The sequence below is a fragment of the Streptomyces tamarix genome (assembly GCF_032423885.1).
GTDB classification, from domain to species: Bacteria; Actinomycetota; Actinomycetes; order Streptomycetales; family Streptomycetaceae; genus Streptomyces; species Streptomyces tamarix.
Map to the genome: position 1 here is coordinate 119,394 of NZ_JAWCTQ010000003.1, position 15,121 is coordinate 134,514.

Genomic DNA, 15,121 nt, shown 5'->3' on the forward strand with positions numbered 1-15,121 from the left:
CATCGCGTACGCGCGCGGAGCGGTCGAAAGCGGGCGAGCGGCGCCGCCCGGCCCCGTTTGTCGGTGGCGGATGCGAGACTGCCGCGGTGAGCGATTCCCTGGGCAGCGGACCGCGTTCGACTCCGCAGACCCCGCACGTCCCGCAGGCCGCGCAGATCCCGCCGGGGCCGGAGGTCCCGCGGCGGGCGGCCCTGCGGCGGCGCCTGGCCGAACTGCGCGGCCCCGCCGCGGCGCCGCACCCGCTGGACGCCCGCGCGCTGGCCGCCCTCGCCGCCAACCCCGGCTGCCGCCGCCGCGCCCTGCTGGACGGCGCCGGGGTCGACAAGACCGCGCTCGCGTCGGCGCTGGGCGCGCCGTCCGGGTTCGGGCAGTCGCAGTTCGCCTTCATGCGGGGCCACGCCTTCGAGGCGAAGGTCAAGGCGGACGGGGGCGCCGAACTGCTGCGGCTGCTCGGGGCGGACGCGCCGGACGGGGTGTTCGCGCCCGACCTGGCCGCGGCCGGCCCCGAGGGGCGGGCGGCGCGGACGGCGCTGGCGCTGCGGGAGGCCACGGCGGCGGGCGGCTGGGCGCTGCTCGACCACCCGATGCTGGCGCTGGAGGTGGCCGGTTCGCCGGCGTACCTGGAGCCGGACGCGGTGGTGGTGCGGCCGGGCGGCCGGTGGACCGTCGTGGAGATCAAGTCGTTCCCGATGATCGACGGCTCGGCGGACGCGGCGAAGGTCGGGGCGGCGGCGCGGCAGGCGGCGGTGTACGCGCTGGCGCTGGAGCGGGTCGCCGCGGTCACGGACGGGGCGGAGGTGGACCACACGGTGCTGCTGGTCTGCCCGAAGGACTTCTCGAACCAGCCGACCGGCTCGCTCGTCGACGTCCGCAGGCAGCTCGCGGTCACACGGCGTCAGCTGGCGCGGCTGACGCGGCTGGAGGACATCGCGGCGGCGGTGCCGGAGGGCGTGACGTTCGACGTGGCGGCGTGTTCGGCGGAGCAGCTCACGGCGGCCGTGGACGCCGTGCCGCACGCGTACGCGCCGGAGTGCCTGGCGGCGTGCGAGCTGGCGTTCCACTGCCGCGGCCGGGCCCGCGCGGCGGGCGCGGTGGAGGCCCTGGGCCGTTCCGTACGGGGCGAGCTGGGCGGCCTGACGACGGTCGGCGCCGTGCTGTCGGCGGCCCGCGGCGAGGCGGGCGACCCCGCGGACCCGGCGGTCGCGGCCCTGCGGCGCGCGGCGGCCCTGCGCGCGGAGGCGGTCGCCCAGGCCGCCGAGGAGAGGGCGGCGGCCGGGCGGCCGGACCCGCCGGCCGGCGCGGGGGTGCCCGGGCAGGCCCCGGCGGGGGCGGTCGCGCGGACCGGGGCGGGGGCGGCGGCGTGTCGCTGATCTGCACCCTCGCGCGGCTGGAGGCCGTCGAGTCCGGCCGGGCCCGGGAGCTGGCCACCGTGCGGCACCGGCACGTGTCGGACCGGCCGCTCGTGTTCGTCCCGCTGACCACGGCCGGCGAGGCCGGTGCGCCGCTGGGCGCCCTGGTCGGCACGGACCGGGAGCAACCGCGGCTCCTCGCCGTGCCGCAGCCCCGCGACCGGGACCTGCGGTTCGCGTTCCTCGCCGACCTGGCGGAGGCCGTGCTGCCGTACGTCGACGCGTACGCGGACGCCGTCGAGCCGGTCGAGCGGTCCGAGACCGACCCGGAGACCGGCCGGAGGACGAGGGTCGAGGTCGAGCTGTGCCTGGACGCGCCGCAGCTGGTCGTGCCGAGCCGGGCGGGCGTCGAGTACGTACGGCTGCTGGGGCGGTCCACGCGGTTCCGGCGGACGGCCGAGCAGGACCCGGAGACGCCGTTCCCCGCCCCGCCGCGCGTACCGCTGCTGGGCCGGTGGCTGACCCACTACGGGGACCGGGCGCGGGTGCCCGGCTCGTCGCTGCTGGTCGCGGCGACGGACCTGCTGAACCGGCACTGGGCGACCGGCCAGTCCTCCCTGGAGGACCAGCACCTGGGCGCGCTGCTGGCGTGGATCGACCCCCCGGCCGGGGAGTCCGGCGCGGCGGCGGCCCTGCGCGCGGAGCTGGGCCGGGACCGGGACGGGCAGTTGCTGTGCCCGCCGGCGGGCCCGGCGACCGACCCCGCGTTCGACAACCGGCTGCTGGCGCCCGCCGTCGAGCGGTACGACCGGGCCCGGCAGGCGCTGGGCGCGGCGGAGGACGGCGAGGCGGCCGACGAGCTGCTGGGCGCGCTGCACCGGGCGGAGCGGGAGGTCAGGCGGCTGGTGCTGACGCAGTTGCGGCCGACGTGGGACGCGGTGTGGCGGGCGCTGGACCTGGTGCGGGAGCTGCCGCCGGGGCGGCACGTCGCGGACCGCTGGACGCGGGACCGCTGGTCGTTCACCGGGCACCGGGACCGGGTGCGGGCCGGTGAGCCGCCGCAGCCGCGCCGGGACGACGCGGTGACGGCGGCGCGGAAGCTGGCCGCGCGGGAGAGCGCGCAGGCGCAACTGGAGGCGCAGGAGGCGCTGGACGACCCGCTGGTGATGGCGGGGCGGCGGCTCGCGGGCGAGGCGTTCGCCGGGGAGGTGGTAGACGTGACGATGACGTGGACGGAGTCGAAGCGCCCGTCGCCGCGCCCGCTGGTGACCGTGCGGACCGACGACGCGCCGCACCTGGACGCGGGCGTGAAGGCGTACCGGTCGCTGGACGGACGGCCGCAGGCGGCGGAGTTCGTCGGGTACGCGGAGGACGGCGGGGACGCGGACGCGGCGGGCGGCCGGGCGGTGGTGCTGCGCGTGCTGGACCGGATGGGCAGGTCGAAGGAGCCGGCGGCGGGCTCCGTACCGGAGAAGGGCGACCGGATCGTGTGGACGCTGTTCGAGCACGACCAGCGGGTCGGCCCGAAACTGCCCGACCCGGAGGAGACGCCGTGGACGCACGGCGGCCCGCCCCGCCAGGACGCGGCGGAGGCCCCGGACCCCGTGACCCCGGAGGACGTGCTGTGAACCACGAGGTGCTCGACCCGTCGACGGCGGCGGCCGAGGCGACCCGCGGGATCCTGGAGGACACTCTCCACGGGGAGGCGCGGGGCGTCGTCGTGGACTCGCCGCCCGGCGCGGGCAAGTCGACGCTGGTGGTGCGCGCCGCCCTGGAGCTGGCGGCGGCGGGCCGCCCCCTGATGGTGGTCGCGCAGACGAACGCGCAGGTCGACGACTTGGTGCTGCGGCTCGCCGAGAAGGAGCCCGAGCTGCCGGTGGGGCGGCTGCACGCGAGTGACGCGGACGCGTACGACAAGGCGCTGGACGCGCTGGACGGTGTCGTGACGTCGACGAAGGCGACGGACCTGGCCGGGCTGCCGGTGGTCGTCTCCACTGCGGCGAAGTGGGCGCACGTGAAGGGCGTCGAACCGTGGCGGCACGCCATCGTCGACGAGGCGTACCAGATGCGGTCGGACGCGCTGCTGGCCGTGGCGGGGCTGTTCGAGCGGGCGCTGTTCGTGGGGGACCCGGGGCAGCTGGACCCGTTCTCGGTGGTGGGCGCCGAGCAGTGGGCGGGGTTGTCGTACGACCCGTCGGCGAGCGCCGTGTCGACGCTGCTGGCGCACAATCCGGACCTGCCGCAGCACCGGCTGCCGGTGTCGTGGCGGCTGCCCGCGTCCGCGGCGCCGCTGGTGTCGGACGCGTTCTACCCGTACACGCCGTTTCGCGCGGGCACGGGCCCCGGCGACCGCCGGCTGGCGTTCGGCACGGCGTCGGACGGCTCGGCGGCGGACCGGGTGCTGGACGAGGCGGCGGAGTCCGGCTGGGGCCTGCTGGAGCTGCCGGCCCGGCACACGCCGCGTACGGACCCGGAGGCCGTCCGGGCGTGCGCGCTGGTCGTACGGCGCCTCCTGGACCGGGGCGCGGCGGCCGTCAGCGAACGCGCCGGGCACCCCGTGCCCGTCACCGCGGACCGCGTCGCGGTCGGCACCGCCCACCGCGACCAGGCGGCGGCCGTCCGCGCGGCCCTCGCCGACCTGGGCGTCCTCGGTGTGACGGTCGACACGGCGAACCGGCTCCAGGGCCGCGAGTACGACGTGACGGTCGTGCTGCACCCCCTGTCGGGCCGCCCCGACGCGACGGCGTTCCACCTGGAGACGGGCCGCCTGTGCGTCCTGGTGTCCCGCCACCGCCACGCGTGCGTGGTGGTGTGCCGCGAGGGCGTCGCGGACCTCCTGGACGAGCACCCCTCGACGGAGCCGGTCCAGCTGGGCGTGACGGTCAAGTTCCCGGACGGCTGGGAGGCGAACCACGCGGTGCTCTCCCACCTGGCGGAGCACCGCGTCCGCCGGCGCCCCTGACCCGGCACGTCCGCCGGCGCCCCGGGCCGGCGGCCTACCGGGCGCGGGCGGGCCTCCCCGGGCGGGCGGGCCTCCCCGGGCGGGCGGCGGCGCCCGCGGGTGCCCGTCGGCCTTTTCGGGCGAGCGGCACACCGCCGTCGGGCGGGGGCGCCCCAGGGCGAGCGGCGGCAGCCACGGGTGTCCGGCGGCCTCCCCGGCAGGCGACATCCCCGGGCCGGCGGCGGCGCCCATGGACGTCCGGCGCCCGCAGGCGGGCGGCCTCCTCGGGAGGGCGGCACACCGCCGTGCGGAAGGCGGGACAATGGTCGGTGGCCGCCGGACCGGACGGACGGCGGCACGGCGAGCGGAGGGGAGTCCTCGATGGCGGAGACGGAGCGGAACGAGCAACAGCGGCGGCTCAGGCCGGCGCCCCTGCTCTTCGAACCCGCGCAGGCCGCCGCCGACCCGGAGCACTTCTTCGACCTGGAGTCGCTCGACGACCCCCGCGAGCTGCTCGCCCGGTCCACCGAGCTGACGCTCGCCTTCCGCGCGGCCGCCGACCGGGCCGCCGAGTACCAGGCGATCGCCGCCGCACAGCTCGCGGATCCGCGCCGCTTCGACCGGCTGACCACCGCCGACATCGCGCGGCGCGCGGAGTGGACCGAGGACTACGCGAAGAAGATGGTCGAGTTCGGCCGGGACCTGCTGCGCGACGGCGCCCGCAACGACGACGACTGAGCCGCCCGCCCAGACCCGGCGGGCACGCAGGCGGCATATGCCGAGGGCGAAAGATACCCCTCCCGTTCCCTCCCTGTCCCCATTTCTGAAAACTCAACGAAACCAACCCGTCACAGCCGGTAGATGTGTGCCTATGAGTACCTGGCTGCGAGACGAGACCCCTCTGAGCCCCGCCCACGCCGACGCCGACGAGCGCCGCGCCGACCTCTTCCGGCGGTCGCGGGACTGCGGCCCGCACCACACCTCGCAGGTCACCGCGGACGGCGCCGAGTGGCTCGTGTCCGCCTCCGCGTACCCGACCTCCACGCTCGCCCTGTGGGAGACCCGCCCCACCGCCCCCGCCGTCCTGCCCTGCGGCACGGTCTTCGACGTGGTGAACGTCCCGGCGATCTTCGGGCGTCGCCTCCTGGACCGGCTGTGGGAGGAGGGTCCCGGCTCCGGGCCGGTCGCCGCGCACCTCGGGCGGATGCTGCTGTTCGCCGCCCCCGGCACGAGCCAGCGGCTGCCCGCGCTGCTCGGCTGGGAGGAGTGGGGCGCCGCGGTCCCGCCGATGCTGTGCCACGGCCTCGGGGACGCGGTCACCGTCCCGCCGCTGGCGCCCGGCGCCGCGGAGGGCCCGCGCTGGCTCGTGGCGCCCGACACGCGCTCCCCCTGGCTGCCGGGGCCGGAGGTGGTGCTGTGGGCCTGCGTACGGGTGGCGCGCGCCACATCCGCCGGTGACGTGCGGGTATCGATTTCTCCCGACGCCGACCGGGGTGCTAATGTCTACGACGTCAGCAGGCGCCGCTAGCTCAGTTGGTTAGAGCAGCTGACTCTTAATCAGCGGGTCCGGGGTTCGAGTCCCTGGCGGCGCACAGACGGAAGGAGCCCCTCGCGGAAGCGGGGGGCTTCTTCGCGTGTCCGGCGCGGGACGGCACCGCATCGGGCCGCACGGCACGGGGCCACCAGATCACGGGGTCACCAGGCCACCGGGCCACGCGGCCACCAGATCACGGGGTCACCGGGTCACGGGATCACCGGGCCACCGGGCCACCGGGTCACGGGGTGATCCTCACCGTCCAGGCGCCCGCCGCCGTCCGGCGCAGGACCTCCACCCGGGTCCCCTCCTCCCGCACGGTGAGCGCCTCGCCCTCCGCCAGCGGCGCGTCCGCGAGGGGCGGGTACACGGAACGGTCCCGGCACGCCTCCGTCAGCGGGTGCGCGTCCACGACCTCCACGGGCCCCGCGCCCGACTCCGTCTCGCTGCGCACCCGGTAGACCAGCACGCCCTCCGTGCAGGTGCCCCGGTCGTTGCCGGCCGCCCCGCGCGCCTCGAACGCGAGGGCGCTGTCCGGGCCCGTGCGGACCACCGCCAGGCGGGTGCCCGGCGCGGCGGGGCCGCCCGCCTCCGCCGCCAGCGGCTGGAGCGTCACCACCTGCGGGTCCCGTACGCAGCGCACCTGGTGGCCGCCGATCCAGCCCAGCTTCCACTTGTGCCAGCCGAAGGGCTCCGGGGCCAGGGCGAACTGGCTGCCCATGACGTCCCAGTCGCCGACGTGGGTGTCCCAGTCGCCCTTGCCGTCCGAGGGCCGGTTGTACAGGTCGGGCAGGTCGAAGACGTGGCCCGTCTCGTGGGCCAGGACGTTGCGGTCCGGCGGGTGCCGCTCGAACAGCGTCACCAGCCGGTCGATGTCGGTGCCGTCCGCCCGCAGCGGCGTCCGCAGGTTCACGACCTTCGTCGCGTCCGAGTCGACGCCCGGCGCGTCCGGGTCCGCGACCAGGTAGACGATGTCGTACCGCGAGAAGTCGACGAACGGGTCCGCCACGGCCAGCGCGTCCCGCAGGTAGGCGGCCCGCCGGTCCGCCGTCCAGTCCCGCTGCACGGCGTACTCCGTGGAGGGGCGCGGCATCCGGAGCCAGCCGTGCCGGGGCCGGGCGCGCAGCGAGAACCGGCCGTAGGAGGCCCGCTCGAAGAACTCGGCGGTGTCCGGGAAGTAGTCGGCGGCGATCGCGCGCGTCGTGTGCGCGGGCACCGCGTCCGGGAACGACAGGAAGATCATGACCGCGTCGAGCGTCCGCTCGGGTTTCGGGTACGCCGTGTTCCAAGTGTCCAGCCCGAGGGAGTGGTGCGCCCCGGTGCGGGGCAGGGCGCACGGCCCCGCGGGCGGGCCGGCCGCCGCGGGCCCCGTGGCGAGGCCCGTCGCGGCGATCGCGACGAGGGAGAACACCCCCGCGGCCGCGGAGCGCAGACCCGGCCGACGCACTCCCCCGGGTGGCTGCGCGAGCGACTGCTGACCCTCCACGTCGGCCTCCGGGTGCGAGATACGGGACGTTTCTCCACCCTGTGGGGCTTTGCCCCCATACGTCCTGTTCCAGTGCACCACTCGGGTGAGCAGCGACACTCCCGGGCCTCATGCGTCACTTAACTGACAGTCACACCCGATCAGACCTCGACCGAGTGCCGCCACACCCGTGCAGAAACGATCGGCCGTGTCCGATGGGCGGTCCAGCCGTTGTCCACAGGCCGGAGGGGTCGCTGGAACGGCCCCACGGCAGCCTCTATGATCGGCACACTTTCCATGGCTGACCTCGCCCGACCACATCTGTACGTCACAACTGCCCTGCGGGAGCGAGCGGTGAGCGGAACCCCAGAAGGACCGGGACACGCGGCAGTCGCCCAGCCCTGCACCGCACTCCACACGAACACGGAGGGTGATGGCGCGGCGGCGGCCGACCGTGCCCCCGACGGACACGCGGCGTGCTGCGAGCCACCGCACCCCGGCTGCGCGTCCGTCGCCGAGCTGCGCGACGTCCACGCCGCGTTCAACGCCGCGCTGCTCCCCATGGCCGTCGTCGACACCGACGGCCTGGTGGTCAGCGCGAACGACGGGCTGGCCGCCCTCCTGGGCGCGGATCCCTCGTCCCTGCGCCGCCGGGCCGCCGCGGACCTCGTCGACCTGACCGCCGACAGCCGCACCTGGAACGCGTACCACGAGGTGCTGCGCGGCCACCGCTCCCGCCTGCGCTGCACGCGCCGCCTCAAGCACCCCGACGGGCGGTCCCTGTGGACGGAGGTCACCGTCGCGCCCGTCCCCCGCAGCCAACACATGCTGCTGTCCGTCGCCGACGTCAGCGACCGCCGCGAGCTCCAGGCCCGGCTGCGGCACCTCCAGATGCACGACCCGGTGACCCGGCTGCCCAACAGGACCCTGTTCTTCGAACGCCTCACCTCCGTGCTGGAGAACTCGTCGTCGTACGACTCCTACGACGAGTACGGCGACGGCGGCGGTGGCGACGGCGGGACGGGCCGGATCGGCCTGTGCTACCTGGACCTGGACGGCTTCAAGGCCATCAACGACACGCTCGGCCACCGCGTCGGGGACCAGTTGCTCGCCGCCGTCGCCGCCCGGCTCACCGAATGCGCCGAGAGCGACGCGCACGCGCGCGGGGGCGGCCACCTCGTGGCGCGGCTCGGCGGTGACGAGTTCGCGATCCTCGTCGAGGGGTCGACCGGTACGGAACAGCTCGCGGACCTCGCCCGGACCGTGCTCGCCGCCGTGCAGCGGCCGTTCGACCTGGCCGGGCAGCGGCTGTCGCTGTCCGCGTCCATCGGCGTCGTCGAGCGGTTCGCGGCGGGCACCACGGTCAACGGCCTGATGCAGGCCGCCGAGACGACCCAGTACTGGGCGAAGGCGGACGGGAAGGCCCGCTGGACGCTGTTCGACCCGGAGCGCAACGCCCACCGCATGACCCGGCAGGAGCTCAGCTCCACGCTCCGCCCCGCCGTCGACCGGGGCGAGTTCGCGCTGGAGTACCAGCCGCTGGTGGGCATGGCGGACGGGGCGGTGCGCGGCGTCGAGGCGCTGGTCCGCTGGAACCACCCGCGGTTCGGCTCGCTGGCGCCGAATCGGTTCATCGGAATTGCTGAAGAAGACGGCTCCATCGTGCAGTTGGGCCGGTGGGTCCTGCGGACCGCGTGCCGTCAGGCCCGCCGCTGGCAGACCGACCACCCGGGCGCGCGGCCCCTGTTCGTCAGCGTCAACGTCGCCGTGCGCCAGGTGTGGGACTCCGACCTGGTCGCGGACGTCGCGGAGATCCTCGACGAGACGGGGCTCGCGCCGGGGCTGCTCCAACTGGAGCTCACCGAGTCGGCGGTGATGGGCTCGGCCGGGCGCCCCCTCCAGGCGCTCCAGGCGCTCAGCGACATGGGCGTCCAGATCGCCATCGACGACTTCGGCACCGGGTACTCGAACCTCGCGTACCTGAGCCGGCTCCCCGTGTCGGTGTTGAAGCTCGACGGGTCCTTCGTCCGGGGCTTCCAGGACGAGGCGCATCCGAACCCGGCCGACGAGGTGATCGTCGAGGCGATGGTGGACCTGGCGCACCGACTGGGGCTGACCGTGACGGCGGAGTGCGTGGAGACCGCCGGGCAGGCGGACCGCCTGCGGAGGATCGGCTGCGACACCGGCCAGGGCTGGTGGTACTCGCGGGCGGTCGCCCCGGAGCGCGTCGCCGAGATGATCCGCGGCGGCACGCGGGACGCCTGAACCGCAGGGCGACCGCACCACAGGGCGCCTGAACCGCAGGTCGCCCGAGCCGCGGGACGCTTGAGCCGGAGGACGCCTGAGCCGCAGGGCGGGGCGGCCCATGGGGACCGCCCCTGTCCGGGAGGCCGGGGCTCTCCGGACAGGGGCGGCGGTGTGGGGGGTGGTTCAGAAGGTCAGCAGGCGCCGAGGTCCTGCCAGACGCCCCACTCACCGGTGGTACCGGGCTCCTCGCCGCGCGTCCACCACTTCGCCTTCCACGTACGGCCCTTGTGGGAAACCTGCGCGCCGCCCGAGTAGGACGCCGTCGCGCCCCACGCCGGGGCCGCGCACGCCGCCGGGCCCGTGGGCGTCGGGGTCGGGGTCGGGGTGGGCGTCGGGGTCGGGGTCGGGTTGGTCGGAGTGGGGGTGGGGTTCGGGGTCTGCGGGGTGCCGCCGACCGCCGCGGCGATCTCGTTCAGCAGCGTGGCCCTCTCGTCCAGGCCGAGCAGCGAGTACATCATCGCGCCCCCCAGGCCGCGGCTGTGCGCGTACGCGGCGCGCGCCTGGATGGCCCGCTTGTCCAGGCCGGTGAAGAACTCGCCGTCCTTGTAGAAGTACGCTGCCTTCGCCTGGTCGTCCCAGAAGGTGGTCGCCGGGTTGTCGACGATGCCGCCCAGCTCCTTGTAGTGGGCGATGCCGGCCTGCTGGCTGACCGGGCGGGCCGCCGAAGCGCCCGTCGCGGGCTGCGCCAGGCCGTTCTTCGCGCCGGCGGGGACGCCCTTCCAGCCGCGGTAGTAGAACTCGTAGCCGAGGGTCAGCTTGTTCGCGGGGAAGCCGCCGGCGATGCCGTAGGCGGGCTCGCCGTCGATCCAGGCGTCGATGGCGTCGTCGATCGAGTACTTCTCGGTGCCCGGCGCGATCGGGTCGGTCGGGTCGTCCGCGCCGGAGTACAGCGGCGACTGGTGGTACGTCGGCCCGTCGCCGTCCCAGGCGCCGTGCATGTCGTACGTCATGATGTTCGCGTAGTCGAGGTACGCGCCGATCTTGTCCGTCTCGATGTGCCGGATCTTGTCCTGGCCGGCCGGGAGCGCGGCGGTCAGCAGGTACTTCTTGCCGCCGTGCGCGGTGCCGTACGCGTCGAGCTGCTTGCGGAACTCGGCGAGCAGCAGCGTGAAGTTCCGCTTGTCCTCGGGGCCGTAGTGGTTGCCGAGGTGGCCGCCGTCCGAGCCGGGGTACTCCCAGTCGATGTCGATGCCGTCGAAGACGCCCGCGGCGGTGCCGGGGCCGCCGTAGCCGCCCTCGACGGGCAGGTCGCCCTGGATGTACTGCTTGATGCAGGACGAGACGAGCTTCTTGCGGCTCTCGTCGGTCTTCGCCGCGTCGTGGAAGTACTTGGAGTACGTCCAGCCGCCCAGCGAGATGTTGATCTTCAGGTGGGGGTACTTCGCCTTCAGCTCCTTGAACTGGTTGAAGACGCCCACGATCGGCTGGTCCCACTTGTCGGCGACCCCGTCGACGCTGTCGGCGGCCGAGAAGGAGCGCTGGTAGTCCGCGTACGAGTCGCCCGCGCCGTCACCGGCGTTGGGGTTGTTGTCGTCGCCCGCCGCCTTGTTGGCCATGAAGCAGGTGTGCTCGGTGGGGTGGATGTTGCCGAACGAGTAGTTGATGACGTCCAGCTTGGCCGCGATGCCCCTCGTGTCGAGGTGCTTCGGGTAGAAGGCGTTGCCGTAGACGCTCCACTGGTCGTAGTAGGCGATCTTCACACCGCCGGTGGAGGCCGCGGAGGACGTGGTCTCCGCCGCGCGGGCGGTGTCGGGGCCGGCCACGGCGGCCAGGGTGCCGGTGGCGGCGATGGCCAGGCCGGTGAGCGCGGCGAGCAACGGTTTGCGGGCGTGCACGAGCAGCCTCCGAGAGGGTGTAGCACGGAACGTGGTGCGGAAGTTGACGAATTGATAACCGCCGCGAGAACACCGCGTCAATGGTCTGCACCAGACGAGGATTAGACCATTCCGCAGGGAAAACCCCTCATCAGAAGCGTGCGGACACAAAAGAAACCGCTCGCCATCCACGATGACGAGCGGTTTAAGGCTGCCTTAGGAACCTTGTGCGCCGCTTCCCGAGGAGGAACCAGCGCCTCCCATTCCGTACGCGTCCGCGATCAGCTCGTACGAGCGCAGCCGCGCCTCGCCGCCGTGCACGCTGGCCGTGATCATCAGCTCGTCGGCGCCGGTCCGCTTCTGGAGGTCGTCCAGCCCGGCCCGCACCTCGTCGGGCGTGCCGTGGACCACGTCCGCCAGCCAGCCGTCGACGAAGTCCCGCTCGACGGGGCTGTACGGGTACGCCTCCGCCTCCTCCGGCGTCGGCACGAGGCCCGGCCGCCCGGTGCGCAGCCGCACCATCGACAGCGCGCCGCTCAGCGCCTGGCGCCGCGCCTCGCGCGGGTCGTCGGCGGCCAGCGCGGAGACGCCGATCAGCGCGTACGGGGCGTCGAGCACGGCGGACGGGCGGAACGACGCCCGGTACAGGTCCAGCGCCGGGATCGTGTTGCGGGCCGAGAAGTGGTGGGCGAACGCGAACGGCAGGCCGAGCGCCCCGGCGAGCCGCGCGCTGAAGCCGGACGAGCCGAGCAGCCACACCGGCGGCCGCCCCACCGGGCCCTGCACCGGCCCGGGGACGGCGTGGACGCGGGTGTACGGGTGGCCGTCCGGGAAGTCGTCGTCCAGGAACCGGATCAGCTCCCCGAGCTGCTGCGGGAACTCGTCGGCCCCCTCGTCCAGCCGGTCCGTGCGGCGCAGCGCGGCGGCGGTGGCGCCGTCCGTGCCGGGCGCGCGGCCGAGTCCGAGGTCCACCCGGCCCGGGGCCAGCGCCTCCAGGATGCCGAACTGCTCGGCGACCACGAGGGGCGCGTGGTTGGGCAGCATGACGCCGCCCGAGCCGAGCCGGATGCGGCTCGTGTGGGCGGCGAGGTGCGCGAGGATCACGGCCGGGGAGGACGAGGCGACGCCGGGCATCGAGTGGTGCTCGGCGACCCAGTGGCGGTGGTAGCCGCGCCGCTCGGCCAGCCGGGCGATCTCCACGCTGGTGGCGAGGGCGTGCGAGGCGGTGGAACCGCTGCCCACGGTGACCAGGTCCAGGACGGAGAGGGGGACGGGCGCGGTGCCGGGGGCCGTCCCGCGGATCGGGTCGCCGGGCGCCGTCCCGTGGTTCGGGTTGCCGGGCGCCGCGCCACCGGCCGCCGCCGCCCCGCCGTCCGCGGACCCCGGGCCGGACCGCGCGGCCGTCCCGTCCGTCGCGGTCTCTCGCATCGCCTCGTCGTCGCTCACCTGGGGACCTCCCGCACCTGACGTCTCTACGCCACCACGTAACAGGAGGGGTCGTCCGCTTATTCCCCGGTCACTCCCCGGGCTCCCACACCTCCCGCGGCCCCCGCCGGACGAACAGCGCGCCCAGCTCGTCCGCCCACGCCCCGTGCCGCTCCGCGAGCCGCAGCCCCTCCCAGACCGTGACGAGCGTCCCGGTCAGCACCGGCTTCCCGACCGCCGCCTCCGCCTCCGGCACCTCCGCGACGGTCGGCACGGCCGTGTCCGGGACGAGCACCGCCTGCGCGCGCGGGTCGTCGGCGGCCCGCACCAGCTCGGGCAGCGGCACCTCGCCGTCCACGCGCCACTCCCCCACCACCTCCACCCCGGCCGCCGCCAGGAACCGGACCACCGCCCCCGCGACCTCCCCGGGGAGCGCGCCGGCCACCACGACCCGGGTCGCGCCCACCGCCCGTACCGCGTGCGCGAAGCCGATCGCCGTACTGGACGCCGGGATGCCCGTCGCCAGCGCGAGCGACCGGGCCCGTTCGCGCGCCGCCTCCCAGCCCTGGGCGAACGACGCGCTCGACGACGCCCACACGACCGCGTCGGCGGCGGCCAGCCGCAGCCGCTCCGCCCCGGCGGTCAGTTGCTCCGGGTCCGCGCCGGGACCCTCGTACCTGACGGAGTCGACGCGGATGTCGCTGCCCAGCAGCGTCTCGATGCGGCGGTAGTCGTCCTCCGGGTGGCCCTCCGGGCGGAGAAGTCCGACGGTGGTCATGCAGCCTCCTGTCCTGAGCACGCCGACCGGGCACGTCCCGACCGGTTCGGGTGGCCGCGCTCCCGTGGCCCGTCCGGTCCGCAGCCACCGGCTTCGGCTCTCCCGTGCCGGGCCCCGGCGTCCGGCGGTTCGACGCCGTGCCCGTCGGCGCGCCCCGCGGGGGGCGCCGCGGGCAGGTCCTCGCCTCCGGTCCCGAGCGCCACCGGCGGGCCCGCCCCACCACCGGCGCCGGACACGCGCGGGGCCCGTGCGGTGACCGCCGGGTACCCCGCGGAGGGCCCCGTCATGCTCCAGGGCCGGGCGGCCGGTCCGGACACCGCCACGCCGTGCGCCACCCAGGAGAGGAATCCCGCCACGGACATCTCGGACGAGGCGCTCGTGTTCGATTCTGAACGTGTGATCGAATTCGAGCCCCTGGGGAGACCCCCCTCCCGGACCGGATCACGAACACGTGTACGACCCCCTTACCGCGACGCTCTGACCTCGCCTTCCTCGACCCCGCCGTGCCTCCGGCATGTGCCGCGGGGACACGCTCCAGCGCGGGCGGCGGGACGGGCCGCCTCTCTTGTCAACGGATGACCCGGAAACGGGCCTTGGCGGTTATCGTGGTACGGAAGCTTGCGGTCACAACCTGGTAGGGGGAAACCGTGGCGCTGAAGCCCGAGCCGACCGCGCCGTTCCATTCGGTGCAGTACGCCCTGCGCGTCCTCGAAACGGTTGTCCCGGCACGGCGGCGGGGTCACCGACGCGCAGATCGCGCGCGAGACCGGGCTGCCCCCGGCACACCTGACGCCGCTCCTGCGGATGCTGCGCCGGGAGGGGTACGTGGAGCAGGTCGCCGACGGCGCGTACATCGTGGGCGACTCGCTGGTCCTCCTCGGCTCGGGCGCGACCCGGCGCGAGGCCCTGGAGGCGAAGCTCCAGGAGACGCTCACGGAGCTGCGCGACTCGGTCGGCGCGGCCGTGTACATCAGCCGGTACATCGACGGCGAGGTCAAGATCACGCAGATGGCGGACGGGCCGCACACGCCGAAGGTCAACGAGTGGGTGGACTTCCGCTCGGCGGCGCACGCCAGCGCGGTCGGCAAGTGCCTGCTGACCCAGCTCGACCAGAACGGGCGGCGGGACCACCTGGCCCGGCACAAGATCGCCCGGCTGACGTCGCGGACGATCACGAGCGAGCGGGTCCTCTTCTCGAAGCTGGACAGCCAGCCGCCGACCGTTCCCGTCCTGGACCTCCAGGAGTACGCGGTGGGCACGGTGTGCGCGGCGGTGCCGCTGACGGCCGGATCGTCGGTCGGCTGCCTCGCACTGTCCCTGCCGATCGAGCACGCCCACCGGCTGCGCTCGGCGGCGGACACGCTGAACCGCAAGGCGGCCCCGGTGGTGCTGTCGCTGGCGCTGTGAGGCGGCGGGTGCCGACCCGGTGGGGGCGGGTGGCGCCCGTGGGGGCGTGTGATGCCCATGGTGCTCGGTGGCGCCCGTGGGGACGGTGGTGCGGGCGGTGG

Annotated in this window: 10 protein-coding genes, 1 tRNA gene and 1 pseudogene; 8 read left to right on the plus strand and 4 right to left on the minus strand. The window is 75.1% G+C overall.

Annotation, left to right across the window (positions count from 1 at the left end; translation table 11 throughout):
- Window positions 1-86 precede the first annotated feature (86 nt).
- The 6 genes from RND61_RS03875 (at window position 87) to RND61_RS03900 (ending at window position 5,882) form a co-directional block, all read left to right on the plus strand.
- Window positions 87-1,370, plus strand: a complete 1,284-nt coding sequence (locus RND61_RS03875; RefSeq protein WP_391652797.1) for a hypothetical protein — start codon at window positions 87-89, stop codon at window positions 1,368-1,370.
- Entirely contained in the window at window positions 1,361-2,977 is a 1,617-nt protein-coding gene (locus tag RND61_RS03880) for a hypothetical protein (RefSeq protein WP_315876227.1), read from the plus strand. Before RND61_RS03875 ends, RND61_RS03880 begins: the two co-directional genes overlap by 10 nt.
- On the plus strand, window positions 2,974-4,311 hold the full coding sequence (locus RND61_RS03885) for an AAA domain-containing protein (protein WP_315876228.1): 1,338 nt from the start codon (window positions 2,974-2,976) through the stop codon (window positions 4,309-4,311). The genes RND61_RS03880 and RND61_RS03885 overlap by 4 nt, the downstream gene beginning before the upstream one ends.
- Window positions 4,312-4,671: 360 nt before the next feature.
- Window positions 4,672-5,028 (plus strand): hypothetical protein, encoded by a 357-nt coding sequence (locus tag RND61_RS03890; protein WP_315876229.1) that lies wholly within the window; start codon window positions 4,672-4,674, stop codon window positions 5,026-5,028.
- Window positions 5,029-5,161: 133 nt separating this feature from the next.
- Window positions 5,162-5,818, plus strand: coding sequence for a bifunctional DNA primase/polymerase (locus RND61_RS03895; RefSeq protein WP_315876230.1), 657 nt, complete (start codon window positions 5,162-5,164; stop codon window positions 5,816-5,818).
- Window positions 5,809-5,882, plus strand: a tRNA-Lys gene (locus tag RND61_RS03900). Before RND61_RS03895 ends, RND61_RS03900 begins: the two co-directional genes overlap by 10 nt.
- A gap of 183 nt (window positions 5,883-6,065) precedes the next feature.
- Here the strand turns inward: RND61_RS03900 and RND61_RS03905 are convergent.
- The gene (locus RND61_RS03905) at window positions 6,066-7,310 is read right to left on the minus strand and encodes a M6 family metalloprotease domain-containing protein (RefSeq protein ID WP_315876231.1); all 1,245 of its coding nucleotides are present in this window, start codon (window positions 7,308-7,310) and stop codon (window positions 6,066-6,068) included.
- Between the two features lie 333 nt (window positions 7,311-7,643).
- Here RND61_RS03905 and RND61_RS03910 point away from each other — a divergent pair, with 333 nt between their 5' ends.
- Window positions 7,644-9,554, plus strand: coding sequence for a putative bifunctional diguanylate cyclase/phosphodiesterase (locus RND61_RS03910; RefSeq protein ID WP_391652840.1), 1,911 nt, complete (start codon window positions 7,644-7,646; stop codon window positions 9,552-9,554).
- A gap of 173 nt (window positions 9,555-9,727) precedes the next feature.
- On the opposite strand, the gene RND61_RS03915 is transcribed toward RND61_RS03910, so the two are convergent.
- The 3 genes from RND61_RS03915 to RND61_RS03925 form a co-directional block, all read right to left on the minus strand.
- On the minus strand, window positions 9,728-11,431 hold the full coding sequence (locus RND61_RS03915) for a glycosyl hydrolase family 18 protein (protein WP_315876233.1): 1,704 nt from the start codon (window positions 11,429-11,431) through the stop codon (window positions 9,728-9,730).
- 195 nt (window positions 11,432-11,626) lie between these two features.
- A complete protein-coding gene (locus tag RND61_RS03920) occupies window positions 11,627-12,856 on the minus strand; it encodes an LLM class flavin-dependent oxidoreductase (RefSeq protein WP_315876234.1) in 1,230 nt (409 codons plus the stop codon).
- 70 nt (window positions 12,857-12,926) lie between these two features.
- The gene (locus RND61_RS03925; protein WP_315876235.1) at window positions 12,927-13,613 is read right to left on the minus strand and encodes an aspartate racemase/maleate isomerase family protein; all 687 of its coding nucleotides are present in this window, start codon (window positions 13,611-13,613) and stop codon (window positions 12,927-12,929) included.
- A 647-nt stretch (window positions 13,614-14,260) separates the two neighbouring features.
- Between RND61_RS03925 and RND61_RS03930 the strand changes: the two are divergent.
- Window positions 14,261-15,020, plus strand: a pseudogene (locus RND61_RS03930) (IclR family transcriptional regulator).
- Window positions 15,021-15,121: the final 101 nt, after the last annotated feature.

What these genes read in the sequence shown, in the direction of transcription:
- RND61_RS03890 (WP_315876229.1), top strand. Translation starts at nt 4,672, where the DNA reads ATGGCGGAGACGGAGCGGAACGAGCAACAGCGGCGGCTCAGGCCGGCG.
- RND61_RS03895 (WP_315876230.1), top strand. Translation starts at nt 5,162, where the DNA reads ATGAGTACCTGGCTGCGAGACGAGACCCCTCTGAGCCCCGCCCACGCC.
- RND61_RS03925 (WP_315876235.1), bottom strand. Translation starts at nt 13,613, where the DNA reads ATGACCACCGTCGGACTTCTCCGCCCGGAGGGCCACCCGGAGGACGAC.